The organism is Novosphingobium sp., assembly GCF_037133355.1.
GTDB lineage: Bacteria > Pseudomonadota > Alphaproteobacteria > Sphingomonadales > Sphingomonadaceae > Novosphingobium.
Window position 1 is genome coordinate 123,947 of the sequence record NZ_JBAXOI010000012.1, and the last position, 20,773, is coordinate 144,719.

At 64.9% G+C, this 20,773-nt stretch carries 18 protein-coding genes; 14 read left to right on the forward strand and 4 right to left on the reverse strand.

Translation table 11 applies throughout. From position 1 onward, the window contains the following. Positions 1–114: 114 nt before the first annotated feature. Positions 115–693: a DUF3617 domain-containing protein gene (locus tag WCL10_RS13285; RefSeq protein WP_336896134.1), complete on the forward strand. Its 579-nt coding sequence runs from the start codon at positions 115–117 to the stop codon at positions 691–693. Here the strand turns inward: WCL10_RS13285 and WCL10_RS13290 are convergent. Next, the gene (locus WCL10_RS13290; RefSeq protein WP_336896135.1) at positions 690–2,756 is read right to left on the reverse strand and encodes a molybdopterin oxidoreductase family protein; all 2,067 of its coding nucleotides are present in this window, start codon (positions 2,754–2,756) and stop codon (positions 690–692) included. The two genes, WCL10_RS13285 and WCL10_RS13290, sit on opposite strands and share 4 nt — an antisense overlap. Positions 2,757–2,936: 180 nt before the next feature. On the opposite strand from WCL10_RS13290, the gene WCL10_RS13295 reads away from it, so the two are divergent. From WCL10_RS13295 to WCL10_RS13325, 7 genes are all read left to right on the forward strand, one after another. Next, a complete protein-coding gene (locus tag WCL10_RS13295) occupies positions 2,937–4,370 on the forward strand; it encodes a circularly permuted type 2 ATP-grasp protein (protein ID WP_336896136.1) in 1,434 nt (477 codons plus the stop codon). Positions 4,371–4,386: 16 nt separating this feature from the next. Continuing rightward, complete coding sequence (locus WCL10_RS13300) at positions 4,387–5,334, forward strand: alpha-E domain-containing protein (RefSeq protein ID WP_336896137.1); 948 nt, start codon at positions 4,387–4,389, stop codon at positions 5,332–5,334. A gap of 14 nt (positions 5,335–5,348) precedes the next feature. After that, positions 5,349–6,161, forward strand: a complete 813-nt coding sequence (locus WCL10_RS13305; RefSeq protein WP_336896138.1) for a transglutaminase family protein — start codon at positions 5,349–5,351, stop codon at positions 6,159–6,161. 40 nt (positions 6,162–6,201) lie between these two features. Beyond that, the gene (locus WCL10_RS13310) at positions 6,202–6,963 is read left to right on the forward strand and encodes a proteasome-type protease (protein WP_336896139.1); all 762 of its coding nucleotides are present in this window, start codon (positions 6,202–6,204) and stop codon (positions 6,961–6,963) included. Between the two features lie 267 nt (positions 6,964–7,230). Beyond that, positions 7,231–7,851 (forward strand): LuxR C-terminal-related transcriptional regulator, encoded by a 621-nt coding sequence (locus tag WCL10_RS13315; protein ID WP_336896140.1) that lies wholly within the window; start codon positions 7,231–7,233, stop codon positions 7,849–7,851. A gap of 141 nt (positions 7,852–7,992) precedes the next feature. Further along, positions 7,993–8,319 (forward strand): hypothetical protein, encoded by a 327-nt coding sequence (locus WCL10_RS13320; RefSeq protein WP_336896141.1) that lies wholly within the window; start codon positions 7,993–7,995, stop codon positions 8,317–8,319. A gap of 280 nt (positions 8,320–8,599) precedes the next feature. Next, a complete protein-coding gene (locus WCL10_RS13325) occupies positions 8,600–9,493 on the forward strand; it encodes a hypothetical protein (protein ID WP_336896142.1) in 894 nt (297 codons plus the stop codon). Between the two features lie 22 nt (positions 9,494–9,515). Here the strand turns inward: WCL10_RS13325 and WCL10_RS13330 are convergent, their stop codons facing one another. After that, positions 9,516–10,655: an energy transducer TonB gene (locus tag WCL10_RS13330; RefSeq protein ID WP_336896144.1), complete on the reverse strand. Its 1,140-nt coding sequence runs from the start codon at positions 10,653–10,655 to the stop codon at positions 9,516–9,518. 102 nt (positions 10,656–10,757) lie between these two features. Further along, positions 10,758–11,429: an extensin family protein gene (locus WCL10_RS13335; RefSeq protein ID WP_336896145.1), complete on the reverse strand. Its 672-nt coding sequence runs from the start codon at positions 11,427–11,429 to the stop codon at positions 10,758–10,760. A gap of 160 nt (positions 11,430–11,589) precedes the next feature. Here WCL10_RS13335 and WCL10_RS13340 point away from each other — a divergent pair, with 160 nt between their 5' ends. From WCL10_RS13340 to WCL10_RS13365, 6 genes are all read left to right on the forward strand, one after another. Beyond that, on the forward strand, positions 11,590–12,720 hold the full coding sequence (locus WCL10_RS13340) for a phosphoserine transaminase (RefSeq protein WP_336896146.1): 1,131 nt from the start codon (positions 11,590–11,592) through the stop codon (positions 12,718–12,720). Positions 12,721–12,866: 146 nt separating this feature from the next. Beyond that, the gene (serA, locus tag WCL10_RS13345) at positions 12,867–14,450 is read left to right on the forward strand and encodes a phosphoglycerate dehydrogenase (protein WP_336896147.1); all 1,584 of its coding nucleotides are present in this window, start codon (positions 12,867–12,869) and stop codon (positions 14,448–14,450) included. A 204-nt stretch (positions 14,451–14,654) separates the two neighbouring features. Beyond that, positions 14,655–15,071 (forward strand): nuclear transport factor 2 family protein, encoded by a 417-nt coding sequence (locus WCL10_RS13350; protein WP_336896149.1) that lies wholly within the window; start codon positions 14,655–14,657, stop codon positions 15,069–15,071. A 260-nt stretch (positions 15,072–15,331) separates the two neighbouring features. Next, positions 15,332–17,329 (forward strand): hypothetical protein, encoded by a 1,998-nt coding sequence (locus WCL10_RS13355; protein ID WP_336896150.1) that lies wholly within the window; start codon positions 15,332–15,334, stop codon positions 17,327–17,329. 359 nt (positions 17,330–17,688) lie between these two features. Next, positions 17,689–18,996 carry an FAD-dependent oxidoreductase gene (locus WCL10_RS13360; protein ID WP_336896151.1) on the forward strand — a complete coding sequence of 436 codons (1,308 nt, stop codon included), beginning with the start codon at positions 17,689–17,691 and terminating at the stop codon, positions 18,994–18,996. 627 nt (positions 18,997–19,623) lie between these two features. Then, positions 19,624–20,217 carry a hypothetical protein gene (locus tag WCL10_RS13365; protein ID WP_336896152.1) on the forward strand — a complete coding sequence of 198 codons (594 nt, stop codon included), beginning with the start codon at positions 19,624–19,626 and terminating at the stop codon, positions 20,215–20,217. On the opposite strand, the gene WCL10_RS13370 is transcribed toward WCL10_RS13365, so the two are convergent. Next, a complete protein-coding gene (locus WCL10_RS13370; protein WP_336896153.1) occupies positions 20,214–20,537 on the reverse strand; it encodes a hypothetical protein in 324 nt (107 codons plus the stop codon). The two genes, WCL10_RS13365 and WCL10_RS13370, sit on opposite strands and share 4 nt — an antisense overlap. Positions 20,538–20,773 lie beyond the last annotated feature (236 nt).

A 20,773-nucleotide genomic window follows, 5' to 3' on the forward strand; every position in this document is an offset into this window, starting at 1 on the left:
AATATGGGGAACAAAGCGCGTCCATGCAATCGGCACAAGGGTGTGATGCGCCTCATTGGAAATCGGCGCAGCGGGTGTTAGCCCATGCAGACAACGCCGAGAGGACCCAGCCCCATGCGCCAGCCGATTCTGCCCCAGATCGCCACAGCTTTAGCCCTCTCCGCCGCTCTGGCGCTGGCCGGGTGTGGCAACGAGAAGACCGTCACCGCTACCAACGAGAGCGTATCGGGCGTGGCCAAGAAGGTTTCCGATGCCGGGCTCAAGTTCAATCCGGGCCGGTGGGAATCGACGGTGAAGTTCGTCAAGCTCGAGATGGAGGGCATGCCGCCCGAAGCGCAGGCGTTGATGGGCAAGGTCATGGGCAAGGACCGCACCTTCGCCACCTGCCTCACCAAGGAGGAGGCCGAAAAGCCCGATGCCAAGTTCTTCGGACAGGCCGACGAGCGCTGCAAGTATGACAGCTTCAGCATGGGTGGCGGCAAGATCGATGCGAAGATGACCTGCAAGGCCGAGCAGGGTGTGCAGACCATGACGATGGCGGGCAGCTACACCCCCGAGACCTACCAGATGACCATGTCGATCAATGGCAAGGGCGCGGAAGGCAAGTCCATGTCGATGAGCATGGAACTTGCCGCCAAGCACAACGGCGCCTGCAACGGCACCGAAGAGGCCAAGCCGCAAGCCCCGCGCTAGGCGGCCACCACTTCCACCGCCACGCCCGAAAGCGCCGCGTTGCCCGATAGCGGGTCCAGCGCATCTGATTCCGTCAGTGCATTGGCGTTCACTCCGGCGCGGGCGCGTGCCACCTGCATCGTCATGCCGGGCAGATCATGCCCCCAGCCGTGCGGGATCGAGACGGTGCCGGGCATCATGTCCTCGGTCACTTCGGCGGGCAGGGTGATTGTTCCCGAGGCCGAACGCACCGTGGCCGGCGCGCCGTCTTCCAGCCCCAGCGGGGCGGCATCTGCCGGGTGGATCATCAGGGTGCAGCGGTTCGGCCCCTTGGTCAGCCGGTGGCTGTTGGCGAGCCAGGAATTGTTGGTGCGCAAATGCCGCCGCCCGATCAGCGTCAGCGTACCCGCGCGCGCCGGGGCCGCTTCCGGCACCTGAAGCGCGGCCAGCGCGTCCATGAAGGCGGGCACGGCGCAGGCCACGGTCGGTTCGTCGCTGCGCAGCCGCTCGGGCAGAACGCCTGTCTTGGGTGGCCCGAAATCGAGGCCTGATGGCGCAGCCTCCACTTGCTTGAGCGATACGCCATAGGGCCCGCCCTGCAGCAGGCCATCCAGCGCTTCGCGCGGGGTCGGCGCCTGCACCGGCTGGCCGCTGATCGCGCTGGCGAGGCCGCGCAGGATCTCCCAGTCGTGCAAGGCGGCAGGGTCCTCGCGCTCCAGCGTGGGCGGTGAATAGACCGCCACGTTGCGCACCGCCATCGGCAGCAGGAACAGGCCGTAGTGGTCGCGCTCCAGCGGGCCCGTCGGCGGCAGGATATAGTGCGCGCGGCGGCTGGTGGCGTTGCGGTACATGTCGACCGAGACCATCAGTTCAAGGCCCTCCAGCGCCTTGTCGAGGCGGGGGCCGTTGGGCGTCGAGAGCACGGGATTGCCCGCCACCACGAACAGCGCCTTGATCTGCCCTTCGCCCGGCGTCTCGATCTCTTCCGCCAGCGCGGCGGCGGGAAATTCGCCCAGCACCGATTTGTGGCCCGACACGCGCGAGGTGAACTTGCCGAGCGATCCGCGCGGCAGCATCGCCAGCGTATCGAGCGCGGGGATCGGGAACACCGTGCCGCCCTCACGGTCGAGCTGGCCCGCCGCGATATTGATCAGCGCGATTAGCCAGGCGTTCAGCGTGCCGTGCCGCTGCGTCGCGATGCCCAGCCGGCCATAGAGCGCGGCGGGGCCGGTGGTCAGCCGCTCGGCGAGCCAGGCAATGTCCTCCGCCGCCACGCCAGAGGCCGCGCTGCACGCCGCATCGTCGAAGTGCGCGAGCAGGGCGGCGACCTCGTCCAGTCCGGTGACGAAATCCTGCACCGGCTGGTGGGGGCGGCGCGACATGACGGCCTTGAGCAGCGCGATCAGCAGAAACACGTCGCTTGCGGGATGGATGAACAAGTGCCGGTCGGCGATCCTGGCGGTCTCGGTGCGGCGCGGGTCGATCACCACCAGCTGGCCGCCGCGCGCTTTCAGCGCCCGCGCGCGGTTCCGGAAATCGGGCACGGTCCAGACCGAGCCGTTCGAGGCCATCGGATTGCCGCCGATGATGATCAGCGTCTCGGTGCGATCGATGTCCGGAATGCCGAACATGCTGGCATGCCCATAGAGCATCAGGTTCGCCACCTGGTGCGGCATCTGGTCCACCGTGCTCGCGGAAAACTGGTTCTTTGTGCCGAGCGCCTTGGTCAGGTGCTGGGCATTGAGCGCGTTGCCATAGGAATGCGCGTTGGGATTGCCGATGTAGGTTGCGGTGCTCGCGGGATCGCGCGCCAGAATGGCGCGGGTGCGCTCGCCGATCTCGGCAAAGGCCTGCTCCCACGAAATTGCCTGCCAGTCCTCACCCACGCGCTTTTGCGGGGCGCGCAGGCGGTCGGGATCGTTCTGCAGGTCTTCCAGCGCGGTCGCCTTGGGGCAGATGTGCCCGCGCGAGAGGGGATTGTCGGGATCGCCCTTGATCGACAGGACGCGCCGCCCCTCCACTTCCACCAGCACGCCGCAATTGGCCTCGCAGATGTGGCAGGTGCGGTGATGGATCTGGCCCATCGCAATCTCTCCCGATTTTAGTTGTTTGATTAAACGTGTCACCTTGGCGCGGGCATGGCAAGCGCGAAGCGTGGCGGCTGCTTCCCGGGCAATCCGGTTACAAATTTGTCTCGCACATGCAGCACGGCGCTTGGCAAAGGCCGCGCGCTGTGCAAGCGTTGCGTTCATCGGGATGATCGCATGACCAACGCCTCTCCCTCGTCCTATGACGAGATGTTTGCCGCCGATGGCTCGGTGCGCCCGGCCTATAGCGGCTACAGCGAATGGTATGCCAATCAGCCCGCCGATCTCCTGCGCCGCAAGGGCACTGAGGCCGAGGCTTTCTTCCGCCGCACCGGCATCACGTTCAACGTCTACGGCAGCGAGGATGCCGAGGAGCGGCTGATCCCGTTCGACATGGTGCCGCGCATCATCACCGCGCACCAGTGGCGCCGCCTTTCGCGCGGGATCGAACAGCGCGTGCGGGCGCTCAATGCGTTCCTGCATGATCTTTACCACCGGCAGGAAATCGTACGCTCGGGCCGCCTGCCCGCCCGGCTGCTCGAAAAGAATCCCGCGTTCCTGCCGCAGATGGTCGGCTTCACGCCGCCGGGCGGGGTCTACACCCACATCGTCGGCATCGATCTCGTCCGCACCGGCGAGGACGAGTTCATGGTGCTCGAAGACAATGCGCGCACCCCCAGCGGCGTCTCCTACATGCTGGAGAACCGCGAGACGATGATGGCGATGTTCCCGGAACTGTTCACGCGGGTCCGCGTGCGCGAGGTTTCGGACTATCCCCGCCGCCTCGCCCGCAGCCTGGCCGCCTGCCTGCCGCCCGCCGCGCGCGGGCACCAGCCGGTCGTCGCGGTACTCACCCCGGGCATCTACAATTCGGCTTATTTCGAGCACGCGTTCCTTGCGGACCAGATGGGCGCCGAACTCGTCGAGGGCAGCGATCTCAGGATCGAGAACGGCCGCATCGCCATGCGCACCACGCGCGGCTACACGCCGATCGACGTGTTGTACCGCCGGGTCGACGATGAATTCCTCGATCCGCTGACGTTCAACAAGGATTCGGTGCTCGGCGTTTCGGGCATCATGGATGTCTACCGCGCCGGCGGCATCACCATCGCCAATGCGCCGGGTACCGGCATCGCCGATGACAAGGCGATCTATTCGTTCATGCCGGAAATCGTCGAGTTCTACACCGGCGAGAAGCCGATCCTGCCCAATGTGCCGACCTGGCGCTGTTCGGAGCCGGACGCGCTGAAGTATGTGCTCGAGCACTTGTCGGAACTCGTCGTCAAGGAAGTCCACGGTTCGGGTGGCTACGGCATGCTGATCGGGCCAACCTCGACGAAGAAGGAAATCGCCGCCTTCGCCGCCAAGCTCGCCGCCCGGCCGCACAACTATATCGCGCAGCCCACGCTGTCGCTGTCCACCGTCCCGATCCTCGGCCGCGCCGGGCTCACCCCGCGCCACGTCGATCTTCGACCCTTCGTGCTTGTCTCCCCCGGCGGGATCGACATCACCCCCGGCGGCCTCACCCGCGTCGCGCTCAAGAAGGGCTCGCTCGTGGTGAACTCGTCGCAAGGCGGCGGCACCAAGGACAGCTGGGTGTTGGACGACTGATGCCCAAGGTCTTCTCATGCTAGGCCGCTCCGCCAACGGCATCTTCTGGCTGTTCCGCAACCTTGAGCGGGCGGAGAACACCGCGCGCCTGATCGAGGCGGGTTTCCGCATGGCGCTTACGCGTGATGCGCGCGATGCGAGCGACGAATGGCGGTCGGTCATTGTCACGCTTGGCCTGCGTTCGCTCTACGAGGCCAAGTTCGGCTCCGACTATGCCGGGGCCAACGTGATCAACTTCATCCTGCGCGACCGCGACAACCCCGGCCACGTTCTCGCTATGTGCGAGCTTGCCCGCACCAATGCCCGCATGGTCCGCGCCGGGATCACGCGCGAGGTTTGGGAATCGGTCAACGACAGCTGGCTGCGCATGCGCGAGCTGCTTGCACGCCCCGTCACCGAGACCCGCCTCGGCGCGGTGATCGATACCATCCGCCGCCAGTCCACCCAGGTGCGCGGCGCGATGGAAGGCACCATGCTGCGCAACGAGATCTACAATTTCGCGCGCATCGGCAGCTTCATCGAACGGGCGGACAACACCGCGCGCATTCTCGATGTGAAGTACTATGTGCTGCTGCCCTCGATTTCCTACGTCGGCTCCAGCCTCGACAACGTGCAGTGGGAAAACGTGCTGCGCAGCCTCGCCGGAGAGCGCGCCTATCGCTGGCTCAATGCGGGCCGCATGGAAGCGCGCGGCATTGCCGAGTTCCTCATTCTCGACAGCCGCTTCCCGCGCAGTCTTGCCTTCTGCTACGGGAAGCTGCGCTCCAATCTTGCGCACCTCGCGCGCGAATACGGCGCGGAAACGTCCGCTCACGCCATCCTGCAAGAGGCCGACTGCGATCTTCAGAACCTGACGATCGACACGATCTTCGAACAGGGTCTGCACGAATTCATCGCCCAGTTCATCAGCCGCAACACCCGGCTCGCGAACCAGATCCAGCACGACTACCGCTTCATCGATTAAAGGGGAGCCAGCGCTTGCGGCTTTGGGTCGACCACACCACGCACTACACCTTCTCCGCCCCGGTCACGCGCGGGCTGCAGCGGCTGCGCCTGACGCCCAAGACCAGCGCGGGCCAGTCGATCGCCAGCTGGTCGATCGGCCTCGAAGGCGCGCGGCGCGAGGTCGAGTACGATGACGAGAACGCCAACCACGTCACCCTCATCGCCTTCGAGCCGGGGGTGAGCGAGGTGACGATCCGCTGCGAGGGCGTGGTCGATACCAACGACAAGGCGGGCATCGTCGGCCAGCATTCGGGCTATCTGCCGCTCTGGCATTTCCGCCAACCGACCGAGCTTACCGCCGCCGGCCCGCGCGTGCGCGCGCTCCTGTCCAGCATCAGCGGCAAGCAGAGCACGCTGGAGAAGCTCCATGCGCTTTCCGCCCTCGTGCGCGGCGCGGTCGAATATGCCTCGGGCCATACCGATACCGCAACGAATGCCGAAGGCGTCCTCGCCGCCGCGCGCGGGGTCTGCCAGGATCATGCCCACGTGTTCATCGCGGCGGCGCGCGCGCTCGGCATTCCGGCGCGCTATGTCAGCGGCTACCTGATGATGACCGATCGAATCGAGCAGGACGCGGGCCACGCATGGGCCGAGGCCATGGTCGAAGGGCTCGGCTGGGTGGGCTTTGATGTGTCCAACGGCATCTCGCCCGATCCGCATTACGTGCGCGTCGCCACGGGGCGCGACTACCGCGATGCCGCCCCCATTACCGGCATCCGCTACGGCCTTCATGACGAAACGTTGCACGTGAAGCTTGCCGTCTCCCAGCAGCGTGTGGAACAGTGACCGCGCACGCGATTCCGGGGCAGGCGAAGGGGCAGGGCTGATGACGTATTGCGTGGGGATGGTGCTCGACAAAGGCCTCGTGCTGATGAGCGACACCCGCACCAATTCGGGCGTCGACAACATTTCGGTGTTCCGCAAGATGTTCACCTGGTCCGAGCCGGGCGAGCGGATCATCTCGATCATGACCGCGGGCAATCTCGCCACCACGCAGGCCGTGATCAGCCAGATCGAGGAGCGCACCAAGGCGCCCGGTGAGCGGCGCCCTTCCATCATGGAAGCGCCGACCATGTTCCAGATCGCGACCATCGTTGGCCGCATGCTGCGTGATGTGATCGAGGGGCGGCAGGATGCTGGCATGCAGGGCGAAGGGCCGCGCTTCACCGCCTCGATGATCGTGGCCGGGCAGATCAGGGACATGGAGCCGCGCCTCTTCCTTATCTATCCAGAAGGCAATTTCATCGAAGCCTCGTTCGACACGCCCTTCTTCCAGATCGGCGAGACCAAGTACGGCCGCCCGATTCTGGTGCGCGGCTACGACAAGACGATGAGCTTCGAGGACGCGGTCAAGCTGCTCATGGTCTCGTTCGATTCGACGCTGGCCGCCAATCTCTCGGTTGGCCTGCCCTTCGATCTCATGGTGATCGAGCGCGACAAGTTCGAGCCGCTGCACCACAAGCGCATCAGCGCCGAAGATCCTTTCTTCAAGCTGATTTCCTCAAGCTGGGGCGAGGCGCTGCGCTCGGCGTTCTACTCGCTCCCGAACTACAGCTTCGAGGATCCGGCCCCCCGCCCGGCGGCCTGACGCGGGTCTGCAGGGAGCCCCGCTTGCCCAAAGGCAAGTTGCGGCACATGCCTGCCTTCCATACGTGAAATTACCTATCCAAATAGGTTAACACTGTGAGGTGCACCGAAGGAGCGCTACTTAGCGGCAATGCGAGTTATTGAGTCCATTCCCGAGTATAATTCCCTTAGGTAATTGGACTTGGAGAGCGTGAAGGCCGTGCTTGTGGGTTCAGAACGAAACTAACCTCGTTGGCGTGATGACGCGGTTGCGTGGTTTGGTTAACCCATGATCGAACGCGTCACCCTCCACGTCCTGGACAGCGACTCTGCCCGCCGCGCGCAGCTCGCCCGTCTCGCCTTTGCCGCAGGGCATCATGCGGAAATCTATGCCCACGCAGACGAGTTGCTGAGCCATGCCCCGGCCGGCGGTCTCGTCCTCGCGCAGGATGAGCCGGTGGGGGAGGGGATATCCGCTCTCGTCGCGGCCATGATGCGCGCCGGGCAATGGCTGCCGGTGATCGCGATAGCCGAAGCGCCCACGATCACGGCGGTCGTCTCCGCGATCAAGGCCGGGGCGCTCGACTATCTCACCGTGCCCGAACAGATCGCCGCACTGAACGAAGCGGTAGCCCGCTCTGCCCGCGAAGCCGACGCCCAGCGCCTCCAGCGCGCCCGCGCGGCAGAAGCGCGCCAGCGCATCGCCCGCCTCTCGATGCGCGAGCGCGAAGTGCTCGACCGGTTGGCGGAAGGCTGCAGCAACAAGGCCATCGCCCGCGATCTCGAAATCAGCCCGCGCACCGTGGAAATCCACCGCATGAAAATGATGGGCAAACTCGGCGCGCGCCACGCCGCCGAAGCCGTGCGCCTGCGCATCGAGGCGACCGGGCTGGGGGATGTCGCGGCCTGAGCCTCTCCGTTTCACCAAAGGCAAATGGGGGGGGACCGCTCCCGCAGGGCGTGGTGGAGGGGTAGCTGCGGTGCAGGCAAGGCCGGGTTTGAATGCTACCAGGCAGGTCTTGCGCTTAAGAATGGCGGATGTCCGAGGTAGGTGGCAAGCGCGCATCCGACCATCTACGGTCCGGCGATGCCGCTCGCCCGCAAGCTCATTCTGCACGTTCCTGTATCGGATGAAGCCCTGCTCGATGGCTTTGTCGAAGCGTGTCTAAATGACGGAGTGTCGCTTGTGGCTGTGGTAGGGCCCGGCTGTGCGCGAATTGAAGATATCATCGACGAGATCGTTGTCGGTGACGGCAGCGACGAGACACGCTTTCTCTGCACCTCCTCTCATCCAGACGAGCAATTTGAAGATGTGTTGAACATGGTGATGACGTGGGAGTTCGAGCGCGGTGATCCCGTGGAAGAGGTCAGGCTTTAGGGGTTTGTCCCTGAGGTTTGGGCTTCCAGACCATACTCCTCCCGGTTTCAGGCATCCCAGGCCTCACACCCCCTCTTCCCCAGCGCCGCCGTTTACAATTCACCGCCGCGCTGGATACTGGCGAGGCAGCGGGAGAATCGTGATGTTTGCGAAAATGCGGCACAGGCGGATTGCCGGCGCGCTTTTGCTCCCCGCGCTGCTCCCGGCCAGCGCGGCCATGGGGCAATCAGCTCCCATGCCGCTGCCTCCGCCGCCTCCGTCTCCTGTCCACAAAGCGGGCATGTCGGTTGATCTGACCGGGCTGGGACAGCTCACATATGCCATACCCAATTCCGCGCTCGTGGCTTTGGGCACCGCGCTTGAGCGCTATCCGGCGACTGTCGCGGTTGCCGTGGATCCGGCCGGTGCGGTCACGGGTTGCGACGTTGCCAACGGTACGCCTGCCGCGCCGGCAAAGGCAGGCGCGGCGCTGTGCGAGGCGATTGTGCGCACCGGCAAGTTCGATGTGCCCGATTGGTATGCGCCGGCCATGGCGGGCGGGACAATCGCGCTGCGCATCGTCGCCGGCAGGTCTCCGGTTCCGCGAAGGCCCGTCCGGTTTGTCGCTGCGCCAGCCGGCAAGCTGGTCACCGTATTGCAGACGCGCGGCGAATGCACCGTGGCGGAGCCCTTCATGCGCCTTGGCGACAAGGCTGCCGTCTGCGCCGCGTTTGCCAAGGCCGGCCGCCCGCGCTTGCGCGGGAGCGGGGCGGTCAAGGGCGCCAAGCTTCGTATCGCGCTGGCCCCCGGCGCCGGGCCTTATAACGTGTGGGTCCGGCAGGGCATTCAAGACGCGGACACGTCCATTGTCTTCGACTTCGCCCCCCCGCAACCAGAGCAGGTTCTGGGCGCGGCCGATGGCCAGATTTCTTCGACCGTCGGCATGATGGACTACCCCGTCGAGGCGCTGCGCGCGGATATGGGGGGCGAGGTTGCGGTGCTGCTCGGCTTCGACCGGACCGGCAAGGCGCGGTCGTGCCGCCCTGTCCGGTCTACCAACTCCAGCTATCTCGCAAATGTGTCCTGCGCCGTTCTGGTCGGCAAGACCCGGTTCGATTTCGCCGCGTCGGCCCCACCATTCGATGGGCTGCGTTACAAGGAAGTGCCGATCCGCTGGATCATTCCCGACCCGTGATCACACCGTGCCCGCCGCGGCATCACTCCGTTTCGAGCGGAAGGATCCAGCGCACCGAGACGACGTAGTAGCGCTGGTCCATGAACTTGGGCACATTGGCATTGAATTCAAAGCGCACCCGCCGCGTGATCACGTCGCAGGTTGCGTTGTCGAGGTACGCGTTGCCGGAGGATGTGAGCAGGCGGCAGGTCCAGACCGAACCGTCGCGCACGAAGCCGACGAGGGCTGAAACTTTGCCGGCCATGCTTTCCCGCAGGGCGAGCATTGGATAGTCGAAATTGTCGATCGACGACTTGAGTAACCCCTCGCCTTCCCGGATCATGGTGAGCAGGTGGGTCGGGGCATAGGGGTAGACAAGGTCAACATCCCGCCACAGCGGCCGCTCGCGCACGGTCACCGTCCACGCCTTCTTGCCCAGCGGGACCGAGAACTGCGCCATGGCCCCGCGTTTGGGCGCCTGCGCGGCGGCGCTCTTGCGCGGCCCGGCCGCCGCTGCCTTGCGCGCGGTTCCGGGCAGGCCGGGCCGCTTTGCCCTGATCCACGCGGCGCAGATCGCCTGTCTGTCGGCCTCGCTGAACGGATTGCCGAGGATCGAACACCCCGGCATGCCCGCGCCGCCTGTCGCCACCACGGTGACCGGGTAGTCGCGGCCGCCCGGGCCGATCACGATCGGGCGGCGCGGCGCCAGGACCTGCTGCATGCGCATGGTGAAGCCCAACCGCGCAACATCGGTCATGACCACATAGGTTTCATGGCGGCGGAACCGCGCCCGCGTGATGATCTGCTTGCACAGCGCTTCCTCGGCCTTCCGCGCGGAGCCGCCTGATTCGCCGTCGCAGGCGATGGCCCGCCCGGCATTGTTGAACACGATCACGCCCGAACCTTCGGTGACCGGCTCGTCGGGCAATTGTGCTGCGACGACCGGTGCGGCATCCCCTGTGAAATCGAGCGTCCCGGCGCCCGACAGATCAAGGTTGTCGCCCGAGATCACCACGCGCTTGCGCTTGATCTGGGGGGTGTCAGGCAATTCGCCTTGGGTCACGGAAACGCTGGGCTTGTCCGGCACGGCAGCGGCTGGCGGCTTTTCGTCCGGCGCTGCGGTCGCGGGCGTGCCGGGCGGGGCGGTTGCCGCAAGAGCCAGCGCGAGCAGTGGGAGTGCCATCACGCCAAGGGTAGCGGCCCGGGGCGCGGCTGGGAAGCCAATCGAACCATTCCGGCGAACCATTCCGGACTTCCGCCCGGCAAGCCGGTCGGCCGCGCCGGTTCAGGCGCAGAACGGCCTTCCGCCCCCCACCTCAAGGTGGATGTGATCGCGATGCGCCGCGTTGTACTGCGGGCTCAATACCGTCCCGAAACGCTTGCAGGCGCTCGCCCGCACCGTGCCCAGAAACGCGCGCACTTGCGGGCTGTCGCTGTTCCAGTCGCGCAGCACGGTGATGCGCCGCCCGTCCGCCAGCACGAAGCCGCTCACATCCACTGCATTGGCGCTGGCGTGGGCTGAGAGGCGATTCGTGCCCGCTATGTTGCGGCACGAATAGCTGCCCATGGTCTCGATCCGCACCAGCGGGCTGCCCAGAATCTGCTGCGCCGCCCGGTCCACGCCAAAGCGCGCCCAGCCCGATAGCGTGCTGGCAAGCGGGCAGGTGACGGGGCCGAGGTTCGAAAGCTGCAGCATCCCCGCATCGCTGCGCAGCGAGGCGAGCTTGACCGCCCCCACCGCCGAACATCCCGCGCCGTAGTACTGATCCGGCAGAGGTGTGAAACTGGCGTAAGTCTGGCTGAGGTTGGTGAGGCACATCCGGCCTTCGGGCGCAGATGGCGGCGTCCAGCTTGCCGCGGTGCGCAGTGGCCGCGGCGCCGGCTGAGGCGCGCCGACACAGCCGGTGAGCAGCACCGGCAGGACTGACGCGAGCGCGAGGGCAAGGGGCCGAACCATTGTCAAGCAGCCTGCACCACCGTGGTAAAGATCGGGTTAGGGCGGTCTGCGGAAATGCTGCGCCCGCTCACGCAGGTTGACAGGATCGCCCTTGGCCCTATGAGCGTCCCCGGGCCACGCGGTCCCAACGCCGCGCGTGCTCTCTGCAAGGAGAGACTACATGACTGCACAAATGCCGGCGCGCAAACCCGCGCGCCCTCACTTCTCGTCCGGCCCCTGCGCCAAGCCGCCCGGATACGATCCCGCCAAACTCGCCACCGAAGTGCTCGGGCGTTCGCATCGCTCGAAGATCGGCAAGACGCGTCTGCAGCTCTGCATCGACCTGATGCGCGAAGTGCTCGGCCTGCCCGATACGCACCGCATCGGCATCGTGCCTGGTTCTGACACCGGCGCCTTCGAAATGGCGATGTGGACGATGCTGGGCGCACGCCCGGTGACGACGCTGGCATGGGAAAGCTTTGGTGAGGGATGGGTCACCGATGCAGTCAAGCAGCTGAAAATCGATCCCACGGTCATGCGCGCCGATTATGGCGCGATCCCCGATCTCGCAGCGGTCGACTGGTCGACCGACGTCCTCTTCACCTGGAACGGCACCACCTCGGGCGTGCGCGTCCCGAACGGTGACTGGATCCCCGACGACCGTGAAGGCCTGTCCTTCGCCGACGCGACGAGCGCCGTCTTCGCCTACGACATTCCGTGGGACAAGATCGATGTTGCCACCTTCTCGTGGCAGAAGGTGCTGGGCGGCGAAGGCGGCCACGGCGTGATCATCCTCAGCCCCCGCGCGGTCGAACGTCTCGAAACCTACACCCCGGCATGGCCGCTCCCCAAGGTGTTCCGCCTCGTTTCCAAGGGCAAGCTCACCGAGGGCGTGTTCAAGGGCGAGACGATCAACACCCCCTCGATGCTCGCGGTGGAAGACTCGATCTTCGCGCTCGAATGGGCCAAGTCCGTCGGCGGCCTCGAAGGCCTCAAGGCCCGCTGCGCCGCCAACGCCGCCGCGCTCGATGCCCTTGTGCAGGAGCGCGATTGGCTCGGCCACCTCGCCGCCGATCCCGCCTCGCGCTCGATGACCTCGGTCTGCCTCACTGTCGAAGGCGCGGACGAAGCCCTTATCAAGGCCTTCGCCGGTCTGCTCGAAAAGGCGGGCGCGGCCTACGATATCGCCGGTTACCGCGACGCCCCTCCGGGCCTGCGCATCTGGTGCGGCGCCACCGTGGATGCGGCCGATATCGCCGATCTTGGCCCCTGGCTCGATTGGGCCTGGGCTGAAGTGCATCAGGCCGCCTGACCTTAAATAGCCCTCTCCCCTTCAGGGGAGAGGGTTGGGAGAGGGGCAAGCACGCCACCTCTCAAATCCTCATCCAACCACAGGGCCGGACGAGACAAGTTCCCCTCTCCCCGGCCCTCTCCCCTGAAGGGGAGAGGGAGAAAATCATGACTAAGCCCCGCGTACTGATTTCCGACAAGATGGACCCCAATGCCGCGCGCATCTTCGCCGAAAGCGGCTGCGACGTGGACGTCATCACCGGCGAAACCCCCGAACAACTCATCGCCCGCATCGGCGAGTACGATGGCCTCGCCATCCGCTCCTCGACCACGGTGACCAAGGCGATCCTCGATGCCGCGACCAATCTCAAGGTCATCGGCCGCGCCGGCATCGGCGTCGACAACGTCGATATCCCCTATGCCTCCACCAAGGGCGTGGTGGTGATGAACACCCCGTTCGGCAACTCGATCACCACCGCCGAACACGCCATCGCCCTGATGTTCGCGCTCGCCCGCCAGATTCCGGAAGCCAACGCGCAGACCCAGCAGGGCCTGTGGCCCAAGAACGGCTTCATGGGCGTTGAAGTCACCGGCAAGACGCTCGGCCTGATCGGCGCGGGCAATATCGGCTCCATCGTCGCGAGCCGTGCGCTTGGCCTCAAGATGAAGGTCGTTGCCTACGATCCCTTCCTCACTCCCGAGCGCGCCATCGAGATGGGCGTCGAAAAGGCCGATCTCGATACGCTGCTCGCCAAGGCAGACTTCATCACGCTGCACACCCCGCTCACCAGCGAAACGAAGAACATCCTCAGCCGCGAAAACCTCGGCAAGACCAAGAAGGGCGTGCGTATCATCAACTGCGCGCGCGGCGGCCTTATCGATGAAGCCGCGCTCAAGGACCTGATGGATGCGGGCCACGTTGCCGGCGCCGCGCTTGACGTGTTCGAGACCGAGCCCGCCAAGGAATCGCCGCTGTTCGGCACGCCGAACTTCATCTGCACCCCGCACCTCGGGGCGAGCACCACCGAAGCGCAAGTCAACGTGGCGCTGCAGGTGGCTGAGCAGATGGGCGAGTTCCTCACCACCGGCGGCGTTACCAACGCGCTCAACATGCCCTCGCTCTCGGCCGAGGAAGCGCCCAAGCTCAAGCCCTACATGGCGCTCGCCGAACGTCTCGGCAGCCTGGTGGGCCAGCTGGCGCATGACAACCTCACCAAGATCGCCATCGAAGTGGAAGGCGCCGCCGCGCAGCTCAACCAGAAGCCGATCACCGGCGCGGTGCTGGCGGGGCTGATGAAGCAGTATTCGCAGACCGTGAACATGGTCAACGCGCCCTTCCTCGCCAAGGAGCGCGGGCTCGATGTGCGCGAAGTGCGGCATGACCGTGAGGGCATCTACCACACGCTGGTGCGCGTCACCGTCGGCACGGCGCAGGGCGATCGCTCGGTCGCGGGCACGCTCTTCGGCAACGGCGATCCGCGCCTTGTCGAAATCTTCGGCATCGGCATCGAGGCGGACCTTGCCGGCGACATGCTCTACATCGTCAACACCGACGCGCCGGGCTTCATCGGCTCGATCGGCACGCTGCTCGGCAAGGCCGGGATCAACATCGGCACCTTCCACCTCGGCCGCCGCGAGGCTGGCGGTGAGGCGGTGCTGCTGCTCTCGGTCGATAGCCCCGTCACCGAGGCCGTACTCGCCGAAGCCCGCTCTGTCCTCGGCGTGCGCACGGTGCGCGCGCTGAAGTTCTGATCACGGCGTAGCGGCCAACATCCTTCGACAGGCTCAGGATGAGCGGGGTTGGTTTTCCAACCGATTGAACCGCTCGTGCTGCGCTTGTCGAAGCGCCGCACCCGTCGCCCGCCCAAAAGGGCCGCACGTTGCACCGCATTTGACCTGCCCGCCAAAGCCCCATAGCCTCCGCCCCCGGGGACCATTCCCAAGGGGGCTTACACAATGCGCAAGATGCTTCTGGCTGCGGCCACACTCGCCTTTTCGGCAACACCCGCACTCGCCAACGACAACGCGATGATCCAGGCGGCTGACGACGCGCTCGCCGCGGCTTTCAACAAGGGCGACACCGTTGCCGTCGGCGCAATGTATGCGGCCGATGCGACGATGCTCCCCAGCGACAACAAGCTCTACAAGGGTGCGGACATCACTGCATGGTGGACCGGCGCTGCGACCGCGATCACCAACCTCAAGCTGACCGTGCTCGATACCGAGCGCCTCTCCCCCACCTACATCCGCGAAATCTCGCGCGTCGAATACGACACCAAGGGCGCCAACTCGGTCCACGCCAACGTCACCGCCGTCGTTGTCTACAAGCTGGTGGACGGCAAGTGGATGCTCTGGACCGACATCTTCCACTGATCGGAGGCCAGCCCTCTGCCCCGTCCATTCCGAATCCGTTGACGGACAGGGCAGAGGGCTCGCCCCGCATTCTCCAAAGTTTCACCGCAGTCTCATCGCAAAAGGCGCGAGGTTTTTCGCGCCTTTTCGCGTGCTCGCGCGCCGTTGGTCGGCAGTTTGCGGCAATTTGTCGGTAGGGTGAGATTAACCCGGTTCGTTAGCCGACGGAAAGGGCCTGAAAGCTAAGGCCTCGTTACGAAAAGCAACGGGACCGCACGCAAATGACAATCTTGAATGGCGATGCCGCTAACAATTACCTGGTCACGGCCAACGGTGATGACATCATCTACGGCTTCGACGGCATCGACTTCCTCTACGGGCGTGGCGGGAACGATGCGCTCTACGGCGGCAATGGCGAGGACAGCCTGTTCGGCGAAGACGGTATCGACACGCTCGACGGCGGTGCGGCCAACGACCAGCTCGACGGCGGCTGGGGCAACGATACGCTGACCGGCGGCACGGGCGACGATACGTTCATCGTCAACGATGACATCGACTCGATCACCGATCTCGGCCTTGGCAAGGATGTGTTGAGCGTCGGCCCTGGCGCCACTGCCAATGCGACCGTCGTCGCGGCCTGGGCCGCGACTGCCGCGACCATCAACGACGGCATCGTCAATATCTTGACCGCAGGCTTCGCAGTCGATCTCAGTCTCGCCGGCGGCAGCACGGGCTTCACCGTGACCAACACCGGCGGCGCGGCCGCGCTGACGGGCTCGGCGCAGGCCGATACGCTGAAAGGGGGCGCAGGCACGGACACTCTGAACGGCGGCGCCGGAAACGACACAATGGTCGGCGGGCAGGGCAATGACCTCTATATCGTTGATGCAGCCGGCGACGTGGTGACCGAAGCGGCGAGCGAGGGTACCGATACGGTGCAGACCTCGCTCTCGAGCTACACGCTCGCCGCCAACGTCGAGAACCTGACTTTCACCGACAGCGCGGCGCACACCGGCACCGGCAATACGCTGGCCAACGTGATCACCGGCAACAGCGGCAACGACACGCTGAACGGCGGCGCGGGGAACGACACTCTGGTCGGCGGGCTGGGTGACGACAGCTATGTCGTCGATGCGGCTGGCGATGTGGTGACCGAAGCGGCGGGCGAGGGCACCGATCTTGTCACCGCCTCGGTCAGCTGGACGCTCTCGGCCAATGTCGAGAAGCTGACCCTGTCGGGCTCGGCGGCGCTGAACGGCACCGGCAATGGCGATGCCAACGTGATCACCGGCAATTCGGGCGCCAACACGCTGACGGGCCTGGGCGGTAACGATACGCTGAACGGCTGGCTGGGCAATGACACCATGATCGGCGGCCTGGGCAACGACATCTACGTCGTCGATGCGGCCGGCGACGTGGTGACCGAGCTGGCCGGCGAGGGTACCGACGCGGTCTCCTCCGCGATCAGCTGGACCTTGGCGGCAAACGTGGAAAATCTCACGCTGACCGGCACGGCCGCAGTCAACGGCACGGGCAACGGCGATGCCAATTCGCTGACTGGCAATTCGGCCGCGAACACGCTGACGGGCCTTGGTGGCAACGATACCCTGAACGGCGGTGCAGGCATTGACACCATGCTCGGCGGGCAGGGCAACGACATCTTCGTTGTCGACGCGGCCGGCGATGTGGTCACCGAGGCGGCGGGCGAGGGCACCGACTCGGTGCAGACCGTGCTCGCGAGCTATACGCTCGGCGCCAATGTAGAGAACCTGACCTTCACCGACAGCGCGGCCCACACCGGAACCGGCAATACGCTGGCCAACCTGATCACGGGCAACAGCGGCAACGATACGCTGATCGGCGGGCTGGGCAACGACACGTTGCAGGGCGGCATTGGCAACGACCGGCTGACCGGCGGCAATGGCAACGACACGCTGAACGGCGGCGCCGGGGCAGACACCTTCGTGTTCGACACCGCGCCCAATGCGTCAACCAATCTCGACACGGTGCAGGACTTCACCTCGGCGAGCGATGTGCTGTCGATCAGCCGCGCGGCGTTCACCGGCTTTGCCGCGACGGGGGCCATGAGCGTCGACGCATTCTGGTCCGGCGCTGGAGTCAACGCGGCGCACGATGCGACCGACCGCTTCATCTACAACACCACCACCGGCGTGCTGCGGTACGACGCTGACGGCACCGGCTCGGCCGCTGCGGTTCAGGTGGCCGTGTTCACCGGGATGCCGGCGCTGGCCTTCAGCGATTTCCTGATCGTGGCCTGAGCATCCGCTGAACCCGCAACCCCGCCCGGGGTGACGTTCCAAATCTTCAAACCCTCTCCCCGAACCGGGAGAGGGTGATCCGCCCCTTGTCCGGTCTGCGGGCCTTGGTAGGGCAATGGCGAAATGCCCCAAGCGCGCGATCCCTCGCACCATGCCGATGGTGAGCGGGTCGCCAGATGCCATTGCAGGCCTGATCCGCTGCGGGCACAATCCCCCCTGAAGCACGCTTTGCGATCAAGGGTGAGTTTGGGGATTCAGCAAAGCGTCACCGTGAATCTCGATGGCACGCAGCGCTTCTGGCTGTAGCTGCTCAACCAAGGATCCCCATAGATATCTCATGACGAAGGGCTCAGTCTGAAATGTCCGAAAAAAGTGCGTATGACGCGGTTGTCATCGGTGCCGGCGTCATCGGCTGCGCCATCGCGCTCGATCTCGCGCGGCGGGGCCTCAGCACCCTCAACGTCGATCGCGGCCCCGCACCGGGGCACGGCTCCACATCCTGGTCCGCCGCGATCATCCGGCCCTACTATTCGACGATCGACGGCACCGCGCTCGCCTATGAAGCGCACTTCGCCTGGCAGAACTGGACTGACTATCTCGGTTACCGCCCGGATACGGCGCTGCACTACAACGAATGCGGCTGCCTCGTCCTCGAGGCGGCGGACAACCGCCAGCTCGCAGGCACGCGCGCCATCATGCGCGAGGTTGGCGTTCCGTTCACCGATGTGGGGCCAGCCGAGCTTCCCGAATGGCTCCCCGGCGCGGACCTGCGCCAATTCAGCCCGGCGCGCCGGATCGATGATCCCCGCTTTGGCGAAACCGCCGGCGAGCCCATCACCGGCGCGATGTTCTGCCCGACGGGCGGCTATATCAGCGATCCCCAACTGGCCACCGCGCAGATCGCAGGGGCCGTGGAGCGCGCCGGCGGGCAGTTCCGCTTCAACGACACGGTGCTCGCCATCCACCAGTCCTCCGGCGAGATCACCGGCCTGACCTGCGAGAAAGGCGGCCTGATCCACGCGCCCATCGTGATCAACGCCGCCGGCCCCGCCTCTCGCTGGGTGAACGACCTCGCCGGCCCGCGCCAACCAGACCAGATCGTCACCCGCCCGCTGCGGCAGGAAGTGGCCCACGTCCGCATGCCGCAGACGCCGCAAGGCCCGGGCCTGCGCTTCGTCCTCACCGATGCGGACTGCGGCATCTACATGCGCCCGGAACAATCCGACCACCTCCTGATCGGCTCGCTCGAACCGGCCTGCGACCACCTCGAATACCTCGACAGCGAAGACTACGAGACCAGCCTCACCGAGCAATGGACCAACCAGGTCTGGCGCGCCGCCTTGCGCTTTCCAGACCTCGGCATTCCCAACACCGCCACCGGCTTCGCCGCGCTCTACGACGTCAGCGAGGACTGGATCCCCGTCTACGACCGCAGCGATATCACCGGCTATTTCACCGCCATCGGCACCAGCGGCAACCAGTTCAAGAACGCGCCGCTCGTCGGCCAGCTGATGGGCCACCTGATCGAAAGCGTGATGAACGGCGCCGACCACGACACCGCCCCCTTGCGCTTCCACCTGCCCGTGGCCGGCCGCGACGTAGGCCTCGAAGCCTTCTCCCGCCTGCGCCCCATCAACCGCGCGAGCAGCTTTTCGGTGCTGGGGTAGCAAGCGGAATTTCTATGGGGCGCCTGAATGCAGCACCACCTCCAACCCCCTCCTCTTCAGAGGAGGGGGTTGGAGGTGGTGTTGCGCCGCAAGCGCAACGCCTGAAAGAAAAAAGCCTCCGGCGGGCAAGGGCCACAGCCCTTGCATCCCAATACCTTTCCCGGCCCGAACCCAAGCCTTCGCCGTTCATCCACCCCTCGTCATTCCCCCACCCTCGTCATTGCGAGCGGAGCGAAGCAATCCAGAGCGGCAAACGCCTCGGCGCGGCAAACCCCTCGGCCTTCGTCATTCCCGCGCAGGCGGGAATCCAGAGCCACCAACACCCCACCCGCCAACCCGCCGCATCACCCCCGATCCTCCCCATTTTTGCAAAGCACAAACAGGGAGAGAGGCCGCTCGCCAGAGCTTGTCGAAGGGCAGCGGTGGCGGGGTAAGGGCGCGGGGTCTGTTGGCGGTACTTGAGGTAGCGAGCGTACTGAGACAGATGGGTTGGCGTTGGATGTGATGGCTCGGGGCTTTGGCAAAGGGTCGCCGTAGTCCGAAAGTGGTAACTTAATCCAAAAAATCGAGTCCCTAGAGTCACTTAGGTCAACTTGACTAACTTCCTGATTCTGATAGATTATTTTTATGGATGCAACATATCATCTCAACGGTGGGTTCAAGCCGACAGTCAAGCGGTTCGCCGATCTCGACGGCCCTGACTTTTTTCCTACCCCTGCATGGGCAACTCACGCCTTGATAGACAACGAAGAGTTCGTTGGTGATGTATGGGAGAGTGCTTGCGGTGACGGCGCGATGTCTAAGGTGCTTGAGCTGACCGGTAATGCGGTCATAAGTTCTGACTTGATTAATCGGGGATACGGCGAGGGCGATCACGATTTTTTAGACAGCTGGCGAAGAGCGCCCAACATTATCACGAACCCGCCATACAATGCGGCTGAGGGATTTGTGCAGGCCGGCTTGGAGAGAGCTGGCAAGAAGTTCGCTCTGCTGCTGCGGCTGGCGTTCTTGGAGGGAGCGAACCGGCAGCGCACGATCTTCACCGATGCGCCGCCGTCGCGGGTTTGGGTCTTTAGTGAGAGGATTACATTCTACCCAGCTGGAGCCGTCCAGAAGGGCACTGGGACGACCGCCTACGCTTGGTTTGTTTGGGATAAGGACGCGACAAGCGGGACAGAGCTCAAGTGGTTTAAGCCTGGATACAAGGCGCTCTACACCTAAGTATTGCGCTTCTTTAGGTACGTCTCTCCTGAGGGCGTGAGAAACCACACTCCTGCATCATAAGAAATTAGGCCACGATTAATAAAATTATCTGGCGAGTCGTTTCTGTGACTGACGATGTTTCCGACAACCTGCTGCCATACTTCTTCGTTTGGTCGGGTCTCGGAGGCCTCTCGGTCATCGACTGTCAGTGTGATAAAGTTCGGGACATGCTGTTTGACCTCAGCCGTCGTTGCGCTTCTGGTAGGGGTGGTCGCCAAATACTTCATTGCCGCAAAGGCAATATCATGTTCGCTTGAGCGATTGGGCTTGCTTGGCATCGGATGCCTCCTGTTGTGGGGAAGCCGATATTGGTTGAGACCAAAAGCGTTACAAGTGCAGCGATCTCGTTTTGATTGTCGGCCAACAAGTTGGACGAACAGGGCTTTGGCAGCGAGGTCACGCGAATAGGGTTGGGCTGAGATGTGCTGGAACCCTGAATTCCGATTTCAGCAACCGCAAGGTCGGGGACTGTCAGGATTTCCGTGTGTGGGCGGGCGGTTAAACATTACGCCGC

Bases quoted from the DNA above. Each gene is read 5' to 3' on its own strand.
- WCL10_RS13285 (WP_336896134.1), top strand. From the start codon at position 115: ATGCGCCAGCCGATTCTGCCCCAGATCGCCACAGCTTTAGCCCTCTCC.
- WCL10_RS13290 (WP_336896135.1), bottom strand. From the start codon at position 2,756: ATGGGCCAGATCCATCACCGCACCTGCCACATCTGCGAGGCCAATTGC.
- WCL10_RS13295 (WP_336896136.1), top strand. From the start codon at position 2,937: ATGACCAACGCCTCTCCCTCGTCCTATGACGAGATGTTTGCCGCCGAT.
- WCL10_RS13300 (WP_336896137.1), top strand. From the start codon at position 4,387: ATGCTAGGCCGCTCCGCCAACGGCATCTTCTGGCTGTTCCGCAACCTT.
- WCL10_RS13310 (WP_336896139.1), top strand. From the start codon at position 6,202: ATGACGTATTGCGTGGGGATGGTGCTCGACAAAGGCCTCGTGCTGATG.
- WCL10_RS13315 (WP_336896140.1), top strand. From the start codon at position 7,231: ATGATCGAACGCGTCACCCTCCACGTCCTGGACAGCGACTCTGCCCGC.
- WCL10_RS13325 (WP_336896142.1), top strand. From the start codon at position 8,600: ATGTCGGTTGATCTGACCGGGCTGGGACAGCTCACATATGCCATACCC.
- WCL10_RS13330 (WP_336896144.1), bottom strand. From the start codon at position 10,655: ATGGCACTCCCACTGCTCGCGCTGGCTCTTGCGGCAACCGCCCCGCCC.
- WCL10_RS13335 (WP_336896145.1), bottom strand. From the start codon at position 11,429: ATGGTTCGGCCCCTTGCCCTCGCGCTCGCGTCAGTCCTGCCGGTGCTG.
- WCL10_RS13340 (WP_336896146.1), top strand. From the start codon at position 11,590: ATGACTGCACAAATGCCGGCGCGCAAACCCGCGCGCCCTCACTTCTCG.
- serA (WP_336896147.1), top strand. From the start codon at position 12,867: ATGACTAAGCCCCGCGTACTGATTTCCGACAAGATGGACCCCAATGCC.
- WCL10_RS13350 (WP_336896149.1), top strand. From the start codon at position 14,655: ATGCGCAAGATGCTTCTGGCTGCGGCCACACTCGCCTTTTCGGCAACA.
- WCL10_RS13355 (WP_336896150.1), top strand. From the start codon at position 15,332: ATGACAATCTTGAATGGCGATGCCGCTAACAATTACCTGGTCACGGCC.
- WCL10_RS13360 (WP_336896151.1), top strand. From the start codon at position 17,689: ATGTCCGAAAAAAGTGCGTATGACGCGGTTGTCATCGGTGCCGGCGTC.
- WCL10_RS13365 (WP_336896152.1), top strand. From the start codon at position 19,624: ATGGATGCAACATATCATCTCAACGGTGGGTTCAAGCCGACAGTCAAG.
- WCL10_RS13370 (WP_336896153.1), bottom strand. From the start codon at position 20,537: ATGCCAAGCAAGCCCAATCGCTCAAGCGAACATGATATTGCCTTTGCG.